Below are 20,338 nucleotides of genomic sequence, written 5' to 3' on the forward strand. Positions count from 1 at the left end.
GTTACAGTGGCAGGCCTTCCATCCTGCGTGACTGGCCAGCGCGTTCAATGGGCAACACCTCGCCCCGAGTGACCAGCCGGTCCCAGGCTTCATCAAAATCCTGTCGCCATTGAAATGCGTTCTCGCTGGCACTTGAGAACAGCCACGCCGCGTCACGGACCCACATGGGGGTGAACCGGATACCACGAACCGGCTTGGCCATCAGCAGGTCGAGAACCGGCTCCTGATAGTCCAACAGATAGTCACCGCGACCGCGTTCGAGCATGTCGAGGGCAGAATCATGGTTATTGGTGTTGATGGCCCGGATGACCTCAGTCTGGCTCAGGTAGCTGGCGAGGCCGGCATAGTTGTAGCCGGTAATGGTGATAAGGGTCTTGCCGAACAGGTCCTGGAAGTGACCCGGCTCGGGCGTTCCGGAAAGGTACCAGACACCATAGGCTACCCGCAGCGGCCTGCTGTCACTCTCGAGCACCTTGTCCCCCATGGCCGGATTGTCGGAAAACCCCTGCCACAGATCGATGGCCCCGGTTTCCAGGTAGTAATACACCCGGGCGGTGGGCAGGTAGAGAAACTCCAGCTCGTAACCAGCCTCCCGGGCAACCTTGCGGGTGAGTTCGACAAAGCGGCCGTCCGGCTGCCCGTCGGTGTTGCGAAACTGGTAAGGGGGAAAATCCACGTAACCGACCGTCAGTGGAGCGCCCGCGCCCGTCGCCAGAAGTGGGACCAGCAACCAGACCATCAATAGCAACCTTGCCATGGTGATTATCCTTTACGACCGGCAACCGCAAACGGGCTGTTGCTTATAGCAACATAGGCTGCGGTGAGGGCCTGGTCAATCCCCCACGTTACGGTTGTGTTACACCAGGTAAATGACACATAGCAGCCCGACGATCCCCATCACGATGGTGTAGGGAAAGGCCATAACGACCATCCGGCCATAGGACAACCGCACCAGTGGGGCGATGGCGGAGGTCAGCAGGAACAGGAAAGCGGCCTGGCCATTGGGCGTGGCTACGCTGGGCAGGTTGGTCCCGGTGTTAATGGCCACCGCCAGTGTCTGGAAGTGCTCGTTACTGATGGCACCGGCCTCCAGGGCCTGCTTGATCTCGCTGATATAGACCGTTGCCACAAAGACGTTGTCACTGATCATCGACAGCAGACCATTAGCCATGAAGAACATACCCGGCTGCTGGCTCTCCGGCAGGCTGAGCACAAACTCGATAATCGGCTTGAACAGATGCTGGTCGTGGATGACCGCAACCACTGCAAAGAACACCACCAGCAATGAAGTAAACGGCAACGACTCCTGGAATGCCTTGCCAATCTGGTGCTCATCCGTCACCCCCGTAAAGGACGTGATCAGGATAATCACCAGCAGGCCAATCAACCCAACTTCCGCCAGGTGGAACGCCAGCCCCACCACCAGTACACCGGCGGCGAATGCCTGGATCCACAAGGCAGCCTGGTCAGACTTGGTGCGCTTGGCTTTCTCGTTATCCGCGAATTCTTCCAGCACCCGGCGCACAGCCCTCGGCAGACGGGTTCCGTAACCGAACCAGCGCACCTTTTCCAGTGCCCAGCAGGTAAACAGACCAGCACCCAGGACCGGCAGGCTGACGGGCGCCATATGCTCGAAAAAGGTCACAAAGTCCCAGCCTACGGTCTTGGCGATGAGCAGGTTCTGGGGCTCACCAACCATGGTAGCGACGCCACCGAGGGCCGTACCGATGGCACCATGCATCAGCAGGCTGCGCAGAAAACCGCGGAAGTGTTCGAGGTCGTTTCGATGGAGCTCGATCACTTCAGCATCGCTGTTGGCATTATGGTCTTTCTGCTGGTAACCCTTGCCCGAGGCCACCTTGTGGTATACCGAATAGAAGCCCACAGCCACACTGATAATCACTGCGGTAACCGTCAACGCGTCCAGAAAGGCCGACAACAGGGCTGCGGCCGCACAGAAAAGTAATGAAAGTGCTGACTTGGACCGTACCCCCACCAGTATCTGGGTAAAGGTGACCAGCAACAGTTCCTTCATGAAATAGATGCCTGCCACCATGAACATCAGCAGCAGGATGACCGGGAAGTTGATCAGCAGCTCGTGGTAGACCGCTTCCGGCGTGGTCATGCCGATCAGCAGGGCCTCCACCGCCAGCAGGCCGCCAGGCAGGAGGGGGTAGCATTTCAGCGCCATCGCCAGGGTAAAAATGAACTCCCCGACCAGCAGCCAGCCAGCGACCGCAGGCCCGAACATGACCACCACGATCGGGTTGATCACCAGGAACAACAGAATCAGCTGCTTGTACCAGACGGGAGCCTTCCCCAGGAAATTGGCGGCGAAACCGCCGAATACAGTCGATGGCATTTATCTATCACTTCTATAGGGCGAGTCTTTTAACGGGCGCGCGCATATTACCAGATGCGCTGGCAAATGTGCTTGATATTCATGAAGGGATGTGCAGAAGGGCGATTATCCTGGTGCATTGCGTTGCCCCCATACGGACCAGGCGCACCAACCCGGTGCGATCCCGTTTATCGAACTGGGCCATACATCTCACCAATATCAAGGATAATCTATATTTATCAACAACATGCTTCACATGGCATGGAGCTTGATAGGGTCACGGTACGCAGCGAGACGTTGGTACTGAGCCACATATCAAAGCGCGACAATCTGACAAACAGGTCAACTAGGGTTCCGATCTGCTGATGCCAGGCAGGTGACTGGTCCGAGAGTTGACGACCTTTTCCAAAGGTTACACGGCGGGACAAAAGCCCGGGAGGATCGTTCAGTGACTGACGCCTCTCGTTTTTTTGCAACCCGAACCAGGAGGAAAAGGCGATGCTCGCAACTGCAGCTCCCCTCTACGACGATCTGATTCCCGGCGGATCCCACTGGTCCTTTGTCATGCGCCGTGGCCATGTCCTGCGACTGATCGATGAAACCGGCGGTGCCAATGTCGGCATGCTGATGTACAACCCCGAGAATCCCCTCGAACGTTACAACATGCCGGATACCCTCAAGAACCAGCACACCTTCCTGCTCACCAGGGGTCATGTGCTGCTCTCCGACATGGGACGGGTGTTCGCTTCCATCATCCGTGATGACCTGGGCTGGCACGACACCGTCTCCGGTACCTGCAACGCCCACCTGGTCGAAAAACGCTGGGGTAAGAAAACCTATCAGCAGGCCCACAATCACTATCACCGCAACGGCCTCACCAGCTTTCTTAACGAACTGGCCAAGTACGGTCTGGGCAAGAAGGACCTCACCGCCAACCTCAACTGGTTCAGCAAGGTTCAGGTCGATGGAAAGGGCAATCTGAGCTATGTGAGTGGTCACTCACACGCCGGCGCCACCGTGGATCTGCGCTTCGAGATGGACACCATCGTGGTGCTTCATACCTGCCCGCATCCCCTCAACCCGGCCCCGGAATATCCCAGCCACCCGCTACGTTACCAGCTTTTCCGGGCCGCCCCGGTGACCGACGCCGATCCCTGCAAGACCTCGTCGCCGGAAGCCACCCGGGCTTTCGCTAATAACGCCCTGTACCACCTGTTCCAGTAACCGGAGGCCGGAGATGATCAGAGAAAGCAAGCTCAACCCCGACAACGCCGCCTTCCGGGAAACCGTGCCGGCAGGCGAATACTTCCTGAAAGTGGTGAAAGCCGGCGAAACCCTTCGCATCCTTGACCTGGAGGGCAACCAGGCCGCCGATACCCTGTTCTACAACGCCGATAACCCCACCGAGCGCTACAGCGCCGTGGACACCATCCGCGAGCAGGGCAACGTCTACCTCACCGCCGGCTCAAAGCTCATGTCGTCCGAGAGCAACGTAATGCTGGAGATCACCGCCGATACCTGCGGCCGCCACGACACCCTCGGCGGTGCCTGCGCGGCGGAGAGCAACACCACCCGCTATGCCCTGGAGAAAAAGTGCATGCACGCCTGCCGCGACAGCTGGCTGGTGGCCGTCACCGAGCATGAGGAGCTAGGCATGGGCAAGCGGGACATCACCCACAACATCAACTTCTTCATGAACGTGCCGGTGACCGCCGACGGCGGCCTGACTTTCGCCGACGGCATTTCCGACGCTGGCAAGTACGTGGAGCTGGAGGCAAAGATGGACGTTCTGGTGATGATTTCCAACTGCCCACAGCTGAACAACCCCTGCAATGGCTGGAACCCCACACCCATCGAGGTGCTGGTATGGAAATGACAAAACCCTGTTTTGACAAGGTCCTGATCGCCAATCGTGGCGCCATCGCCTGCAGGATCATACGCACCCTGAGAGCCATGGGTATTCAGTCCGTCGCGGTCTATGCCGAAGCCGATGCGGACTCCCTCCACGTTCGCCAGGCTGACGAAGCCTGGTCCCTGGGGGCGGGTTCCGCCGCTGAGACCTACCTGGACCAGGACAAGCTGTTCCACATAATGGCAGAAAGCGGCGCAAAGGCCGTGCACCCCGGGTACGGCTTTCTCAGCGAGAACGCCGGCTTTGCCCGTCGCTGCGAGGCCGAGGGCATCGTCTTCCTGGGGCCGACCCCCGAGCAGATGGAACAGTTCGGTCTCAAGCACACCGCCCGTGCGCTGGCGGAAGCGGCGGGCGTTCCCTTGCTGCCCGGCACCGGTCTGCTGACCGGACTGGACCAGGCGCGGGCGGAAGCCGTCCGCATCGGCTACCCGGTGATGCTGAAAAGCACGGCCGGCGGGGGTGGTATCGGCATGTCCCGCTGCTACAGTGATGACGACCTGTCGAAGAGCTTCGAATCCGTACAGAGGCTGAGCCAGAACAACTTCAGCAACAGCGGGGTGTTCCTGGAAAAGTTCGTGGAACGCGCCCGCCATATCGAGGTGCAGCTGTTCGGCGATGGCCAGGGCACGGTGGCCGCACTGGGGGAACGTGACTGCTCCGCCCAGCGCCGCAACCAGAAGGTGATCGAGGAAGCACCGGCGCCGGGGCTGTCCGATGAGGTCCGCCAGCGCATGCATGCCACCGCCCGCGCCCTTGGAGAACAGATCGCCTACCGTAGTGCCGGTACCGTTGAATTCATCTACGACCCGGATACCACCGAGTTCTACTTCCTGGAAGTGAACACCCGCTTACAGGTGGAGCACGGCGTGACCGAGGCCGTATACGGCGTGGACATTGTGCGCTGGATGGTGGAACTGGGCGCCGGCACCCTGACCAACCTCAGCGACCAGGCCGCCGGCCTGACTCCAGAGGGCCATGCCATCCAGGCACGGATCTATGCCGAAGACCCCAACAAGGATTTCCAGCCTTCCGCCGGACTGCTTACCAATGTCAGCTGGCCACAGGATGCCGGCCTGCGTATCGATTCCTGGATTCAACCGGGCACCGAAGTCTCGCCGCTCTATGACCCCATGCTGGCCAAGGTCATTGTCCATGAGGCTGACCGGGAAAGCGCCCGCACACGCTTGATGCAGGCCCTTGACGACAGCCAGCTCTACGGCATCGAAACCAACCGCACCTACGTGCGCCAGGTACTGGCGGATGAGCGGTTCGTGGAGGGCCGGCTGTTCACCCGCACCCTGAACGAGTTCAACTACCGGCCCTCCACCGTAGATGTGGTCAGCGGTGGCACCATGACCACCATCCAGGACTACCCCGGGCGCATCGGCTACTGGGAAATCGGGGTACCCCCATCCGGGCCGTTCGACAGCTACTCCTTCCGCCTGGGCAACCGCCTGCTGGGCAACGAGGGAAGTGCGGCCGGCCTGGAAATCACATTGAAGGGCCCCACACTGGCATTCAACCGGGCTACCCAGATTGTGCTGACCGGCGCATCGCTGGACGCCAGCCTGGATGGCGAGCCAGTGCCTTTCTGGGAGGTACTGGACATCCCCGCCGGGGCCACCCTGAAACTGGGGGCCACCACCGGCGAAGGCGCCCGGGCCTACGTGCTGTTCCGGGGCGGGCTGGACTGCCCGCCCTACCTGGATTCCCGCAGCACCTTTACCCTTGGCCAGTTCGGTGGCCACGGTGGCCGGGCCTTGCGGGCCGGGGATGTCCTCCAGCTGCCGCAGTGCACGCCAGTGGACAAGGCAAAACTGGGCAAGGGCCTGCAACCCACCATGGGCAAGACCTGGAAGTTGCACGTGACCTATGGTCCCCACGGAGCCCCGGATTACTTCACCCAGGCTGACATCGACACCTTCTTCGACAGCGAATGGGAGATTCACTACAACTCCAGTCGCACCGGCGTACGCCTGATCGGCCCGAAACCGGAATGGGCCCGCAGTGACGGCGGCGAAGCCGGCATGCACCCGTCCAACATCCACGACAATGCCTACGCGGTGGGTACCGTGGACTTCACCGGTGATATGCCGGTCATCCTGGGGCCGGATGGCCCCAGCCTGGGCGGCTTCGTATGCCCGGTCACGGTGATCAGCGCCGACCTGTGGAAGCTGGGCCAGCTCAAGGCCGGTGACAAGGTGCAGTTCGTGCCGGTCAGCCAGGATCAGGCCGTGGCCCTGCGGGAAGCCCTGGATGAATCCATCGCCACCTTGACCGCCGCGTCCGCCCGCATTACGCCAATCAGGCCGCAAACCCCGATACTCGCCACGCTCTCCACCGACGAACATGAAACCGGCGTGGTCTATCGCGCCGCCGGCGACAACTATGTGCTGGTGGAATATGGCCCCATGGAGCTGGATATCCGGCTCCGCTTCCGCGCCCACGCCCTGATGCTGTGGCTGCGGGAGCAGGCCCATCCGGCCATCCTGGAGCTGACACCCGGCATCCGTTCGCTGCAGGTGCACTACGACAGCCAGCGGCTGGGCCAACAGGAACTGCTGCAACTGCTGATCAGCGCCGAGCAGGCCCTTGAGAAACAACCGGAGTGGGACGTGCCCGCCCGCATCGTGCACCTGCCCCTGTCCTGGGATGACGAGGCCTGTCATACCGCCATCGCCAAGTACATGCAGTCGGTGCGCAAGGATGCGCCCTGGTGCCCCAGCAACCTGGAATTTATCCGCCGCATCAACGGCCTGGACAGCATTGACGAGGTCAAGAAAACCGTTTTTAACGCCAGTTACCTGGTCATGGGCCTCGGGGATGTGTACCTGGGTGCGCCTGTAGCCACGCCCCTGGACCCCCGCCACCGTCTGGTCACCACCAAGTACAACCCGGCCCGCACCTGGACTGCGGAGAACTCCGTGGGCATCGGCGGCGCCTACCTGTGCATCTACGGCATGGAAGGGCCCGGTGGCTATCAGTTTGTCGGTCGCACCCTGCAAATGTGGAACCGCTACCGCACCACAGAACACTTCGAACCCGGCAAGCCCTGGCTGCTGCGTTTCTTCGACCAGGTGCGCTTCTATGAAGTGAGCAGCGACGAACTCAAGCAGATCCGCCGCGACTTTCCCAATGGCGACTACCCCATCCGTATCGAGGAAACGCGCTTTAACCTCAAGGACTACGAGGGTTTCCTGGCTGAAAACGAAAGGGAAATCCGCGACTTCACGGCCCACCGCCAGCAGGCCTTCGATGAGGAGCTGCAACGCTGGATCGAGTCCGGCCAGATCAACTTCAGCGCCGAAACGCCCATTGAGGACACCGGTGAAGACGACACCACCAACCTGCCGGCCGGCCAGCACGCGGTGGAAAGCCACGTGGCCGGCAACCTTTGGGAATGCCTGGTGAAACCAGGGGACGAAATCAGTGCCCAGCGACCAGTGGCGGTGGTGGAGTCCATGAAGATGGAGATCGAACTGCTCAGCCCGGTCAGCGGGCGGGTGGTGGAAATCCGCCGCGATGCGGGCCAGGCGGTATCGCCGGGCACCCCCGTGGTGATTGTGGAAGAGATCAGCAACTGAATCCGAAACGTCTTTCAATAACGGGCAAAGCCCGGGGAGAGCATCATGAAAACACGTAAACTGACCCAGAAAATCAGCGCCGTTCTGGGAGCGGGCCTCCTTGCCAGCTCCCTGTCTTTCAGTGCCCTGGCACAGGAGAGGGATTCCTTCAGCATCGCCTGGACCATCTACGCCGGCTGGGTACCCTGGCAGTATGCTGAGGACAGCGGCATCATGAAAAAATGGGCGGACAAGTACGACATCGAGGTGGATATCGTCCAGGTCAACGATTATATCGAGTCCATCAACCAGTACACCGCCGGCCAGTTTGATGGCGTGGTCGCCACCAGTATGGACGGACTGTCCATTCCCGCCGCTTCCGGTATTGATACCACGGCACTGATTGTGGGGGATTTCTCGGATGGCAACGACGGCCTTGTGTCCAAGGACGCAACCAGCATTGAGGATCTGGAAGGTGAGACGGTTCACCTGGTGGAGCTGTCAGTGTCCCACTACCTGCTGGTGCGGGCACTGGATTCAGTGGGGCTGGAAGAGCGGGACATCAATGTGGTGAATATTTCCGACGCCGACCTGGTGTCCGCTTTCCAGACGGATGATGTCCGGCATGTGGCCACCTGGAATCCTCTGCTGGCGGAGGTGAACAACTATCCCGGTACCACCCAGCTGTTTGATTCCCATCAGATTCCCGGGCATATCAAGGATCTGACCCTGGTGAACACCGACACGCTCGAAGACAACCCGAACCTGGGCAAGGCCCTGGTGGGCGCCTGGTTCGAGACCATGGACATCCTGCGCTCCGACAGTGACGAGGGCCGCGAGGCGCGGGCCATGCTGGGCGAGATTTCCGGTACTGACCGGGCCGGTTATGAGGCTCAACTCTCAGGCATGCGGATGTTCTGGGAACCAGCCAACTCGGTGGAATTCATCAACAGCGAGGAAGCCCGCGAGGCGATGGACAGCGTTCGCCAGTTCTCCTTCGACAAGGGCCTGCTGGGCCAGGGCGCCATGAGTCCCGACTTCGTGGGTATCGAGTTCCCGGATGGTTCCGTCATGGGCGACGAGGGTAACGTACAGTTCCGGTTCAATGACCGCTACATGCAAATGGCGGCAGACGGGGAGCTTTAACGCTTGCCTGACCACAGCATGGAGGGCACGATTCAGTTCGTGCCTTTCGCAAGCCTCATCTGACTCGACCTTATGCGCCGTACCAAGGAAGACGCCGAAAAAACCCGCCAGGCCGTTCTGGAAGCCGCACTGACCCTGTTCAGCCGCGACGGTTATTCACTCACCACCCTGAGCCGGATCGCCCGGGAAGCCGGCTTCAGCCGCGGCCCGATCTACTGGCACTTCGATTCCAAGGATGACCTCTACGAAGCGGTGCTCTCATATTCCCAGGAGCCGCTGGAAGCTCTGGTGGCGGAATGCCGGGCCATGGCCAATACCCCCATTGACGCTATGGATCATTTCATCGAGCGCTGGCTGTGGTTGCTGGCGAACGACCGCAAGTACCGGCAATCCTTCGAGATCCTGCTCAACAAAACCGAACTGACCGAAGCCATGGGCCGGACCCTGGCGCGGGAGCGGGAGCTGACCCGGTCCATCGTCACCCTCTTCCGGTCGCTGATTGCCAGCGCAGTCAGCAAAGGGCTGCTGGACACCGACGAAGACCCGGAAAAGCTGGGTTTGCTGAGTTACACCTACCTGATGGGGATTACCCAGAGCTGGCTGTTCTTACCGGAGCTGTTTTCGCTGGAACAGGAAATGTCTTTCTTTCAGAGAAAATTCTGGAACCTGCTGACGGCCAGTCGTACTGTCTGACCTGGTTGAGGGTTAGCCCATACAGCAAAACCCCATCAACCAGGATGGGGTTCTCGACTGAATCACTTCTGAGCTGGTCAGAACATCTTCAGATACCGCTCAACCTCCCAGGACGACACATGGTTCTGGTAGCTTTCCCACTCGCCCCGCTTGTACTGTACAAAGCTGTTGAACATGGCCTCGCCGAATACCGCCTTTGACAGGGGGTCTGCCTCAAAGGCTTCCACCGCCTCACCCAGGTTCCGCGGCAGGTATTCGATGCCCTGGTCGGCAATCTCGGCGTCGCTGTAGTTGTACATGTTCTCGTGGTGGGGGGCGCCGGGGTCCAGGTGTTCACGGATGCCTTCCAGGCCTGCGGCCAGTATCAGGGCACTGCCCAGATAGGGATTACAGGCAATATCCGCTGCGCGGCACTCGATGCGGCCACCGACACCAGGGATGCGGATCATGTTGGTGCGGTTGTTGGAACCATAGCACTGGAAGACCGGCGCCCAGGTGGAACCGGACATACTGCCCTGGCGTACCAGGCGCTTGTAACTGTTGACCGTCGGGGCAATCACCGCGCTGATGGCGCCGGCGTGTTTCAGTACACCGGCAATAAAGTGGTAGGCCAGCTTGCTGATGCCGCAGCCATGGGCATCGTTACCGTTGGCCTCGAACAGGTTTTCCCCGGTCTTCAGATCCGCCAGTGACATGTTGTAGTGGGCGCCACTGCCGGTGCGGTCGGCGAAGGGCTTGGGCATGAAGCTGGCAAAGGCCCCGTGCTTGCGGGCAATCTCGTTGGCCATCATGCGGAAGAACACGAACCGGTCCGCCATGGTGAGGCCGTCGGCGTATCGGAAATCGGTTTCGAACTGGCCGTTGGCATCTTCATGGTCGAAGGAATACACATCCCAGCCCAGTTCATTCATGGCCTCCACGATCTCGTCCATGATCGCCAGGTTGTCCATCATGGTGCGGGGGTCATAGCACGGCTTGCCGGCGGTATCCCGTTCGCTCACCGGTGCAAAGCCCCCGTCTTCGGTATCCCGGAACAGGAAGAACTCGGTCTCGATGCCCAGGTTGAAGCGATAGCCCATATCTGCGGCGGCATCGAGCTGGCGACGGAAGATGTTCCGGGAGCAGGCCTCGAATGGCTCCCCGTTGAGATACAGGTTGCCCGGGAACCAGGCCAGCTGGCGGTTCCAGGGGCAGATGGCGACACCCGCGGCGTCCGGCATAGCCGCCACTTCATCGTCGGAGATGTCCTGGGGTACCCCATCCAGCGCCGCGCCGGTATAGAGCTCCGAGCCTTCCATCATCTGGCCCAGGTGGGCGATGGGGACAAATTTCCCCTTGCTGATGCCGTGGATGTCCACATAGCTGGCAATCGCGTACTTCACGCCGGCATCCGCCAGCTGCTGTTTGAGGTTCTGGGTGGTCATGGTGTCTGACATGGTGATGTTCCGTTGTCCGTTGTGTTGGTCTGGCACCGGGGCTCCGGCACCGCTGGAATCTGGCACGGACTTTCCATTCAACTTACATGCCAGTGTGTATGTAAATGGATTGGCGTGATTTCAGAATTGCTTCCAAAGGAATCCGGGAATGAACAGAACATCTTGGAAAATCAAAGAATTCAGGGTATCGAACCTGGAACTGTCTGAAGGCGGATCCCTCAGGGATGCCCGCCTGGTCTACCATCAGATCGGCACCCTCAATGCACCAAAAGACAACCTGGTTCTGCTACCCACGTACTACGGTGGTGCAGCCGCGGGAAACTACCCCCTGCTGGATGGCAATAGCCCTTTGGACCCGGAACGCTACTGCATTGTGATCCCGGCCATGCTGGGCGCGGGCGAGTCATCCTCGCCTTCCAACACCCGCGGTGACCAGGGCGGCGCAGGCTTCCCCCGGTTGACCCTGTACGACAATATCGCGCTGCAGAAACGACTGGTGGATGATGTGTTCGGCGGTGCCTCCCTGGCACTGGTAGCGGGCTGGTCCATGGGGGGCATGCAGGCCCTGCAGTGGGCAGCGGCCTGGCCGGACCGGGTGCGGGCGGTGGTGGCCAGCTGCTGCACCGCAGAATGTTCGCCCCACAACTGGCTGTTCCTTGAGGGAGTGAAGGCCGCCCTGAAAGCCGATCCGTCCTTTCAGGAAGGCCGCTACAACCGCCCACCGGAGGCCGGGCTCAGGGCCTTCGCCCGGGTCTATGCCGGCTGGGCCTACTCCCAGGCATTCTTCCGCAACGGCGGGGACAAGGCACTGGGGTTCGAGTCCGTCGAAGCACTGCTGCAGTTCTGGGAACAGGACCACCTCGCCCAGGATGCCAATGATCTGCTGTCAGTCCTTGATGCCTGGCAGCGGGGATCCGTTGGCCGGTTCCCCGGCAATCGTGACAACCTGCCCCGGGCGTTGTCCCGCATCACCATGCCGGCACGCCTTCTGCCCTGCCGCACCGACCTGTATTTCACCGTGGAAGATGCCGGCCGGGAGGCGGCGTTGATGCCCGGTGCCAGGTTGGACGTGATCGAGTCAGACTGGGGGCATATTGCAGGCGGACCTGGGCGTAACCCGGCCGTAATGGTGCAGATGTTTCGAGCCATGACGGAAGTGCTGTCCGAATCGGGGCAGGGTACCTTCGGTTAGCGCCCTCCCGGGGGGCAGCGCAGGGCAATCATTGCACCAAATGAGTGCGCCCAGACCAGAAGCGATAACCGGGCATTCGCGATAAACCTCTCCGAAGCTTTATAAATCAATAAATTGAGAGTTTATTTCCGGTCTGGCACGGGCCGTGCAATTTCTCCCCATAACGACACACAGATCCAGTCACAGCAACACCCGCAACTCAGGGATGCGGAATTACAGGCTGACTAATAGGTGACTAGGGTTCCGGTTCAGGGCATAGCCCTGAATGGCTGGTCCGAGAGTGACCGACCTCTGCGAGGTTACACGGCGGGACAAAAGCCCGGGAGATCGAAGAACCACAGCGATTCCGTTGCCGTGTTGCTTAAGGAGCCTATTGATGCGATTGATCAACCGCCACCCTGCCCGGACTACCGCCCTGTTTCTGGGGTTACTGCCCTTCGTGCTGATCGTACTGCTGTATGGCACCGCCTCCCAGGAACGGCTGGCAAATAACCCCAACGACAAGCTGTTGCCCGGCCTCGAACAGATGACCAGTGCCGTTAACCGCATGGCGTTCCAGGAAGACCGCCGCAGCGGGGAGTACCTGATGTGGCAGGACACCACCGCCAGCCTGCAACGGCTGGGGATTGGCGTGGGCGTTGCCGCCTCGCTGGCACTGGTTGTGGGGCTACTTAACGGCATCCTGCCGGTGGTCAGGGCTGGCATGGCACCACTGGTGTCGGCCCTGTCGATGATTCCCCCGCTGGCGATACTGCCTATCCTGTTCATCGTGTTTGGGCTGGGCGAGCTGTCCAAGGTGATGCTGATCGTCATCGGTACCGCCCCCATCATGATGCGGGACGTCGCCCAACGGGTACGAGAGCTACCCCAGGAGCAGCTCATCAAGATACAGACCCTCGGGGCCAACAGCTGGCAGGTGGTGACCCGCATGGCCCTGCCCCAGGTGCTGCCACGACTGATTGATGCCGTTCGCCTGAGTCTGGGCCCCGCCTGGCTGTTTCTCATTGCCGCCGAGGCCATCGCCTCCGAGCAGGGCCTGGGCTACCGCATATTCCTGGTCCGTCGCTACCTGGCGATGGATGTGATCATCCCCTACGTGCTGTGGATTACGCTGCTGGCGATCATCATCGACCAGTTGCTACGGCTGGCCAACCGCCGCCTGTTCCCCTGGTACAACGCCGGAGGCCACTGATGAGCTTTATCACCGTCAATAAACTGTGGAAGGAGTACGGCCACACCGTGGTGCTGGAAAACCTCAACCTGACCGTGGAGCAGGGGGAATTCTGCACCCTGGTGGGGGCCTCCGGCTGCGGCAAGTCCACCTTCCTGAAAATGTTACTCGGGCAGGAACAGCCCACCCGAGGAGACCTTCAGCTCGAAGGTGACACCTTCCCCGGCGAGCCGGACCGCAACCGGGGCATCGTGTTCCAGCGTTACTCGGTGTTTCCGCACCTGACCGTGCGCCAGAACGTGCTGATGGGCCTGGAACTGGAACAGAAACCGTTTCTCGGCAAGCTGTTCGGCAAGGCCCGGCGGGAAGCGCTGGCAAAGGTGGATCAGATGATCGAGGCCGTGGGCCTGGCCCACGCCGCCAACAAATGGCCCCACGAACTTTCCGGCGGTATGCAACAACGGCTGGCCATTGCCCAGTCGTTCATCATGCGCCCCCGGGTGCTGCTACTGGACGAGCCCTTCGGCGCCCTGGACCCCGGCATCCGCCGGGACATGCACCAACTGATACTGAAGCTCTGGCGGGAGACCGGCACCACCATCTTCATGGTCACCCACGACCTGCACGAAGGCTTCTATCTTGGCACCCGACTGCTGGTGTTCGACAAGGTCCGCAACGATCCTCAACAACCGGAAGCCTTCGGCGCCACCATCACCTACGACCTGCCCATCGGCCAGACCGACCAGCAGCTCTACGAATCCATCGAAACCTCTGTGTCGGAAACGGCACGGGCCCTTTCTGCATGAGGCTCCCGTGATGACCACCACCATCAAACTCGATATCCCGGCCCTGCTGCAGGCCTACCGCAACGGTGACCTGACTCCCGCCGCCGTCGTTTCCCATGTGCTGGAACGTGCCGCCGGATACAGCGACCGCAACATCTGGATCCACCTGGCCAGCCTGGAAGAACTGGAACCCTACCTGGAGCGACTGAGCCAGTCGGAACCCGGTGACCTTCCGCTGTATGGCATCCCCTTTGCGGTCAAGGACAACATCGATGTGGCGGGGATGCCAACCACCGCTGCCTGTGAAGCCTTTCGCTACCAGCCGGAGTGCCATGCCTTTGTGGTGGAAGCCCTGGTCAATGCCGGCGCCATACCCATCGGCAAGACCAACCTGGACCAGTTTGCCACCGGGTTGGTGGGTACCCGCTCACCGGAACCCTGGGGGGCCTGCCGCAACAGTTTCGACCCGGACTATATCTCCGGTGGCTCCTCTTCCGGTTCCGCCGTAGCCACCGCCCTCGGCCTGGTGAGCTTTGCCCTGGGCACCGACACCGCCGGTTCCGGCCGGGTGCCGGCGGCCTTCAACAACCTGGTCGGTCTCAAGCCAACCCTGGGTCGGCTCAGTGTTCGTGGCGTCGTACCCGCCTGCCAGAGCCTTGACTGTGTATCGATCTTTGCGCGCTCGGCAGAGCAGGCACAGACCCTGCTCTCCATAGCCTCGGCCAACGACTCCGCTGATCCGTGGCAACGCCCCCAACCCATTGGCCGCAGGCCAATAGCAGGGGAGTTCCTTTTCGGGGTTCCCCTCGAGCACCAGCTGGACTTCGATGGTAATAACGGCGCCCGGGCCCTGTTTGCCCGTTCCGTTGCGCAGCTTGAACGCCTCGGTGGTAAACCGGTCGAAGTGGACTTCCAGCCCTTCCTGGACGCCGCAAAACTGCTCTATGAAGGACCCTGGGTGGCGGAACGGTACCTGGCCACCAGCCCGCTGATCCAGGACCAGCCAGACGCACTGCTGCCGGTGACCCGGAACATTATCAGTCAGGGGACCCGGGGGAGTGCCAGGGACGCGTTCGCCGCCCGCTACCGGCTCCAGTCACTGAAAAAGCAGGCAGACCGGGTCTGGGAACAGGTGGACGTGATGGTCACACCCAGCACCCCCACTATCTATACCCGGGCACAGGTAAACGCCGACCCGGTCAGCCTGAACAGCCGCCTGGGTACCTACACCAACTTCATGAACCTGCTGGACTACAGTGCCGTCGCGGTGCCGTCCGGCCTCCTTGATAACGGCCTGCCCCTGGGCTGCACCCTGTTTGCGCCGGCCTTTCAGGACGAGGTCCTGCTGGCCCTGGCCAGTCGCTTGCATCCACTTGCCACCGATACCGTCGGAGCGCTGACTGACCTACTCGACAGTGCGGCCCTTGAGGCTACCGAAGGCACCATCGATGTGCTGGTCTGCGGCGCGCATCTGTCCGGCCTGCCCCTGAACCACCAGCTTACCGAACGGAATGCGGTGCTCGTGGAAACTACCGAAACCGCAAGCGCCTATCGCATGTATCGGCTGGCCGGCGGCCCGCCACTGCGTCCGGGCCTGATCCGGGACGACAATACCGGCACCGCAATACCCGTGGAGATCTGGCGGGTACCGGCAGACCGGTTCGGCAGCTTTGTGGCGGGAATCCCGGCTCCGTTGGGTATCGGCAAGGTGGAGCTGGCTGACGGGCGCTGGGTGACCGGCTTTATCTGCGAGCCCGTGGGGCTGGAAGGCGCGGAGGACATTACCCAGCTGGGAGGCTGGCGGGGCTTCCTGGCGTCACGTTGAGCCGCTGTTCAGCCAGCCAAAGGTGAGCATGGCGGTGATCAGGTAACGCCCGCCCTTGGCCAGGGTAACGATTGCCACGAACCGCCAGAAGGGCTCCCGCATGATACCGGCGATCAGCGTCAGCGGATCGCCGATAAAGGGCGCCCAGCTCATCAGCAGCGACCAGTGCCCCCAGCGGTGGTAGTGCACCTGGGCTTTTTCCAGGCTGGCAGGCTTGAAGGGAAACCATTTCCGGTAGCGGAACCGTTCGATATACAGCCCCAGATACCAGTTCACCACCGAACCCAGCACGTTGCCAACGGTGGCCACCAGCAATAGCCCCACTATCGAGTAGGTATCTGCCACCAGCAGCCCTACCAGTAGCGCTTCCGACTGGAACGGAAAGAAGGTGGCAGCGGCAAATGCCGCAATGAAAAGGCTGAGATAGGCCATGAAGCTTCCGGGACTCCGGACGATGCAGCGGGTAACGATCTGCCACTTTAATCCGGGATGCAGAGGAATGCGAGGAGCGTCCATGCTCCCGCTGCGGAGTTACTCCGCTGAGGCAATCAGGCTGGCGTTACCACCGGCGGCGGTGGTGTCGATGCACAGGTGCCGCTCGATCACATAGCGCTGATCCAGGGTGTGCTCGGTGATCAGCGGCAACAGCGCCCCATCACGCTTTGCCAGGGCCTGGCGATACTGCCTGAGCAGATCCGTCTCGGCGCAGGTGGCCACGCCGTGGAAACCATCGACGGTGGCCAGGGCCTCAGGCACCAGCAGACCGTCACGACCAGCTACGGGCAGGCCCGCCTCCGCCGCCTTCTTCACGGTGTCCTCGACCCCCGGCGCGATCAACACCACGCGGTTGCCCTGGGACAGGGCCGTGGCCGCCTGCTCCAGCGCACTCTCCCGGTCCGGGCCCAGGCACAGCACCAGGCCGCGGGGATGGTTGGACAGGCAGTTCAGTTCACCGGTGGGACCTGGCAACTCCTCCGACTCGGCGTCCAGTGGTGCCGGTGCCTCACCAAATATCGGCGTCAGCGCGGCCATGCGCTCGGCGGGGGCTTTCAGCGCCGGTTTGTCCGCCTCTTTTATCAAGTCGGTCAGGGCGCTGGCATCAACGGCACCGGCCTCCGGCGCCGGGCACCGCCGGATGTCCCCCTGCAGGAAGCGACGCACGTATTGCGGCCCTCCCGCCTTGGGGCCGGTACCGGACAGCCCTTCGCCACCAAACGGCTGGGAGCCGACAATGGCACCGATCTGGTTGCGGTTCACATAGGTGTTGCCCACGTGGATGCGCCTGGAAATCTGGTCCACCCGATGGTCCACACGGCTATGGATACCGAAGGTCAGGCCGTAGCCCTTGGCATTGACGGCATCGACGACCTTGTCGATATCCTTCGCCTCGAAGGTCGCCACATGCAGCACCGGGCCGAAGATCTCCTCCTCCATCTCCTCGATGCCGCTCACCTTGAGTACCACCGGTGACACGAACCGGCCCTTGTCCGGCACCGGAACCTTTTTCAGCAACCGGCCCTGTTGCTCGAAGTAATCACAGTGATCCTGGATCTTTTTCTGGGCGTCTTCGTCGATCACAGGCCCCACATCGGTGGACAGCTGCCAGGGGTCGCCGATGCCCAGTTCGTCCATGGCACCATAGAGCATCTCCAGCAAGTGGTCAGCGATGTCCTTCTGCACGTAGAGCATACGCAGGGCGGAACAGCGCTGACCGGCACTCTGGAAGGACGAGGCAAGCACGTCCCTGACCACCTGCTCGGGCAGTGCCGTGGAATCCACAATCATGGCATTGAGGCCGCCGGTTTCCGCCACCAGCGGCGCGTCCGGAGCCATGGTCTCCGTCATCGACTGGTTGATACGCTGGGCCGTGGCGGTGGAGCCGGTAAAGCAGACACCGGCAATACGCGGATCGGCCGTCAGGGCGGCACCTACCGTGCTGCCAGTGCCCGGCAGCAACTGGATTGCTCCCCTGGGAATACCTGCCTCATGCATCAACTCTACGGCACGGACGGCCAACAATGAGGTCTGCTCCGCCGGCTTGGCCACCACGGTGTTGCCCGCCGCCAGGTTGGCCAGGATCTGCCCGGTGAAAATCGCCAGCGGGAAGTTCCAGGGTGAGATACAGCACATAACGCCCCGGGGGGCACCACTGCCTTCGTAGCGTTCCGCCTCGTTGGCGTAGTACTGGGCGAAGTCCACCGCCTCGCGGATCTCGGCGACTGCATCTAGCAACGACTTGCCGGCCTCGCGGGTGGTGAGGGCAAACAGTTCGTGGGCGTTCTCTTCATAGAGATCACCCACCCGGCGAACGCAGGCGGCGCGGTCGGCCGCCGATTGTGCCGACCAGTCCCCGAATGCCTGCTGTGCGGCATCAATGGCGACATCGATGTCCTGCTCCGATGCCCAGGTAATCTGGCCCACCAGGTCATCGGGATCCGCCGGGTTACGCACTTCCTGGCTGTCACCACCCGCCGGACCGTTCAGGGTGACCGGGCCACCCTGCCACTGGAAATCCCGGTATCGGTCGCGGCCGCGGTTGATCTCGCCAATAGTGACCGGGTCGGTAATATCCCAGCCTTTGGAGTTGCGACGCTGCTCACCGAATATCTTCGCCGGCTTGACGATGGCCTTGCTGGACAGGTTCTCCCCCAGGGACTCCACGGTCTCGATGGGGTCACGGGCAATCTCCTCCGGGGTAATACTGGTGTCAACGATCTGGTTGACGAAGGAGCTGTTGGCACCGTTCTCGAGCAACCGCCGCACCAGGTAGGCCAGCAGGTCGCTGTGCTTACCCACCGGCGCATAGATGCGACAGGGCACGCCGCTGCTCTTCATGACTTCGTTGTGCAGGGACTCCCCCATGCCATGCAGGCGCTGGAATTCGTAGTTGTCCAGGCCAGCGGTACGGGCCATCTCCAGGATGGCGGACACCGAATGGGCATTGTGGGTGGCAAACTGGGGATAGATGCGATCCGCCATGTTCACCAGTTTATGGGCGCAGGCGAGGAAGGCGACATCACTGCAGGCCTTGCGGGTGAACACCGGGAAGTCGGTCAGGCCCATCACCTGGGCGCGCTTGATCTCCGCATCCCAGTAGGCGCCCTTGACCAGGCGCACCATGATGCGACGGTCCAGCTTCTCCGCCAGCGCGTAGAGCCAGTCCAGGGTTTTCGACGCACGCTTGCCGAAGGCCTGCACAACCACCCCAAAGCCTTCCCAGTCAGCCAGTTCCGGGTCGGACAGGATCGCCTCGATCACATCCAGCGACAGGTCGAGCCGGTCCTGTTCCTCGGCATCGATGTTAAAGCCCATGTTGGCAGCGGCGGCCTTCTTGGCCAGTTTCAGGGCCCGGGGCATCAACTCGTTCATGACCCGGTCACGCTGGCCATACTCATAGCGCGCCAGCAGTGCGGACAACTTGACCGAAATACCCGGGTTCTTGCGCACATCGCCATCGCAGAACCGAGAGATATAGTCGATGGCGTTCTCGTAGGCATCGTAGTAACGCAGGGCATCGGCGTCGGTTCTCGCCGCCTCCCCCAGCATGTCATAGGAATAGGTGTAGCCCTTGGCCACGTACTCCTTGCCTTCCTTGTGAGCCTCTTCGATGTCCCGGCCCAATACGAACTGACGGCCCATCTCCTTCATCGCCTGGCCGGCGACGGTACGAACCACCGGCTCGCCCATACGCTTGACCATCTTCCGAAGGGTGTCCCCCACGCTCTGGCGCTCGGAATCCTTGAGCAGGTTGCTGGTCATCAGCAACGCCACGGTGGTGGAGTTGATAAACGAGGACGACGCCTTGCCCACATGGGCTCCCCAGTTACCAGAGGTGATCTTGTCCTCAATCAGGGCGTGGATGGTCATGTTGTCCGGCACCCGCAGCAGGGCCTCTGCCAGGCACATCAGGGCCACCCCTTCCTTGGTGGTCAGGCCATACTCCGCCAGGAATTTTTCCATGATGGTGGAGCGCGCGCTGGAACGGACATCCCGCACCAGGTCAGCGGCCCGGTCGGTGATGGCACGGCGCTCCTCCGCTGTCAGGCCGGCCTCCGCAATCAGTTCATGGATCACCTTATATTCATCGGCGAGATAGTAGTTGCGGACAGCCTGGCGGCTTTCGGCCAGTGTCGGTTTCTCTGACTGCTGCGGTTTCATAGCGGTAACCTCATCGTCATGTGTCTCTCTTGCAGGCATTCTACCGACAGGGGGGCAGGCCATTCTCCTGTATTAATTCTATACATTAGTAAATAAGCCCGTTTTATACCGAATTG

At 61.3% G+C, this 20,338-nt stretch carries 14 protein-coding genes and 2 riboswitches; of the genes, 9 read left to right on the forward strand and 5 right to left on the reverse strand.

Features of this window, described 5'->3' with window-relative positions:
- Nucleotide 1 precedes the first annotated feature (1 nt).
- Nucleotides 2–757, reverse strand: coding sequence for a substrate-binding periplasmic protein (locus LJ360_RS19580; RefSeq protein WP_091850952.1), 756 nt, complete (start codon nucleotides 755–757; stop codon nucleotides 2–4).
- Between the two features lie 99 nt (nucleotides 758–856).
- Complete coding sequence (nhaB, locus tag LJ360_RS19585; protein WP_091850949.1) at nucleotides 857–2,362, reverse strand: sodium/proton antiporter NhaB; 1,506 nt, start codon at nucleotides 2,360–2,362, stop codon at nucleotides 857–859.
- Nucleotides 2,363–2,676: 314 nt separating this feature from the next.
- Nucleotides 2,677–2,782: riboswitch (guanidine-I (ykkC/yxkD leader) on the forward strand.
- A gap of 57 nt (nucleotides 2,783–2,839) precedes the next feature.
- Here nhaB and LJ360_RS19590 point away from each other — a divergent pair.
- From LJ360_RS19590 to LJ360_RS19610, 5 genes are all read left to right on the forward strand, one after another.
- Nucleotides 2,840–3,565: an urea amidolyase associated protein UAAP1 gene (locus tag LJ360_RS19590; protein WP_264994844.1), complete on the forward strand. Its 726-nt coding sequence runs from the start codon at nucleotides 2,840–2,842 to the stop codon at nucleotides 3,563–3,565.
- 13 nt (nucleotides 3,566–3,578) lie between these two features.
- The gene (locus tag LJ360_RS19595) at nucleotides 3,579–4,217 is read left to right on the forward strand and encodes an urea amidolyase associated protein UAAP2 (protein WP_264994845.1); all 639 of its coding nucleotides are present in this window, start codon (nucleotides 3,579–3,581) and stop codon (nucleotides 4,215–4,217) included.
- Entirely contained in the window at nucleotides 4,214–7,837 is a 3,624-nt protein-coding gene (gene uca, locus LJ360_RS19600; protein ID WP_413774439.1) for an urea carboxylase, read from the forward strand. The genes LJ360_RS19595 and uca overlap by 4 nt, the downstream gene beginning before the upstream one ends.
- A 45-nt stretch (nucleotides 7,838–7,882) precedes the next feature.
- Entirely contained in the window at nucleotides 7,883–8,962 is a 1,080-nt protein-coding gene (locus tag LJ360_RS19605) for a putative urea ABC transporter substrate-binding protein (RefSeq protein ID WP_264994847.1), read from the forward strand.
- Nucleotides 8,963–9,034: 72 nt separating this feature from the next.
- The gene (locus LJ360_RS19610; protein ID WP_091850933.1) at nucleotides 9,035–9,655 is read left to right on the forward strand and encodes a TetR family transcriptional regulator; all 621 of its coding nucleotides are present in this window, start codon (nucleotides 9,035–9,037) and stop codon (nucleotides 9,653–9,655) included.
- 77 nt (nucleotides 9,656–9,732) lie between these two features.
- Here the strand turns inward: LJ360_RS19610 and glnT are convergent, their stop codons facing one another.
- On the reverse strand, nucleotides 9,733–11,091 hold the full coding sequence (glnT, locus tag LJ360_RS19615; RefSeq protein ID WP_264994848.1) for a type III glutamate--ammonia ligase: 1,359 nt from the start codon (nucleotides 11,089–11,091) through the stop codon (nucleotides 9,733–9,735).
- 148 nt (nucleotides 11,092–11,239) lie between these two features.
- Between glnT and LJ360_RS19620 the strand changes: the two genes are divergently transcribed.
- From LJ360_RS19620 to atzF, 4 genes are all read left to right on the forward strand, one after another.
- Nucleotides 11,240–12,283, forward strand: coding sequence for an alpha/beta fold hydrolase (locus LJ360_RS19620; RefSeq protein WP_264994849.1), 1,044 nt, complete (start codon nucleotides 11,240–11,242; stop codon nucleotides 12,281–12,283).
- Nucleotides 12,284–12,507: 224 nt separating this feature from the next.
- Nucleotides 12,508–12,611: riboswitch (guanidine-I (ykkC/yxkD leader) on the forward strand.
- A 48-nt stretch (nucleotides 12,612–12,659) separates the two neighbouring features.
- Nucleotides 12,660–13,475, forward strand: a complete 816-nt coding sequence (locus tag LJ360_RS19625; RefSeq protein ID WP_264994850.1) for an ABC transporter permease — start codon at nucleotides 12,660–12,662, stop codon at nucleotides 13,473–13,475.
- Complete coding sequence (locus LJ360_RS19630; RefSeq protein WP_091850901.1) at nucleotides 13,475–14,260, forward strand: ABC transporter ATP-binding protein; 786 nt, start codon at nucleotides 13,475–13,477, stop codon at nucleotides 14,258–14,260. Before LJ360_RS19625 ends, LJ360_RS19630 begins: the two co-directional genes overlap by 1 nt.
- A 10-nt stretch (nucleotides 14,261–14,270) precedes the next feature.
- Nucleotides 14,271–16,064, forward strand: a complete 1,794-nt coding sequence (gene atzF / locus LJ360_RS19635) for an allophanate hydrolase (protein ID WP_264994851.1) — start codon at nucleotides 14,271–14,273, stop codon at nucleotides 16,062–16,064.
- Here the strand turns inward: atzF and LJ360_RS19640 are convergent.
- Entirely contained in the window at nucleotides 16,056–16,496 is a 441-nt protein-coding gene (locus LJ360_RS19640; RefSeq protein WP_264994852.1) for a YqaA family protein, read from the reverse strand. The two genes, atzF and LJ360_RS19640, sit on opposite strands and share 9 nt — an antisense overlap.
- A 99-nt stretch (nucleotides 16,497–16,595) precedes the next feature.
- The gene (gene putA, locus LJ360_RS19645; protein ID WP_264994853.1) at nucleotides 16,596–20,222 is read right to left on the reverse strand and encodes a bifunctional proline dehydrogenase/L-glutamate gamma-semialdehyde dehydrogenase PutA; all 3,627 of its coding nucleotides are present in this window, start codon (nucleotides 20,220–20,222) and stop codon (nucleotides 16,596–16,598) included.
- Nucleotides 20,223–20,338 lie beyond the last annotated feature (116 nt).

It is taken from the genome of Marinobacter sp. AN1, from assembly GCF_026013985.1.
In the GTDB taxonomy this organism is placed as follows: domain Bacteria; phylum Pseudomonadota; class Gammaproteobacteria; order Pseudomonadales; family Oleiphilaceae; genus Marinobacter; species Marinobacter segnicrescens.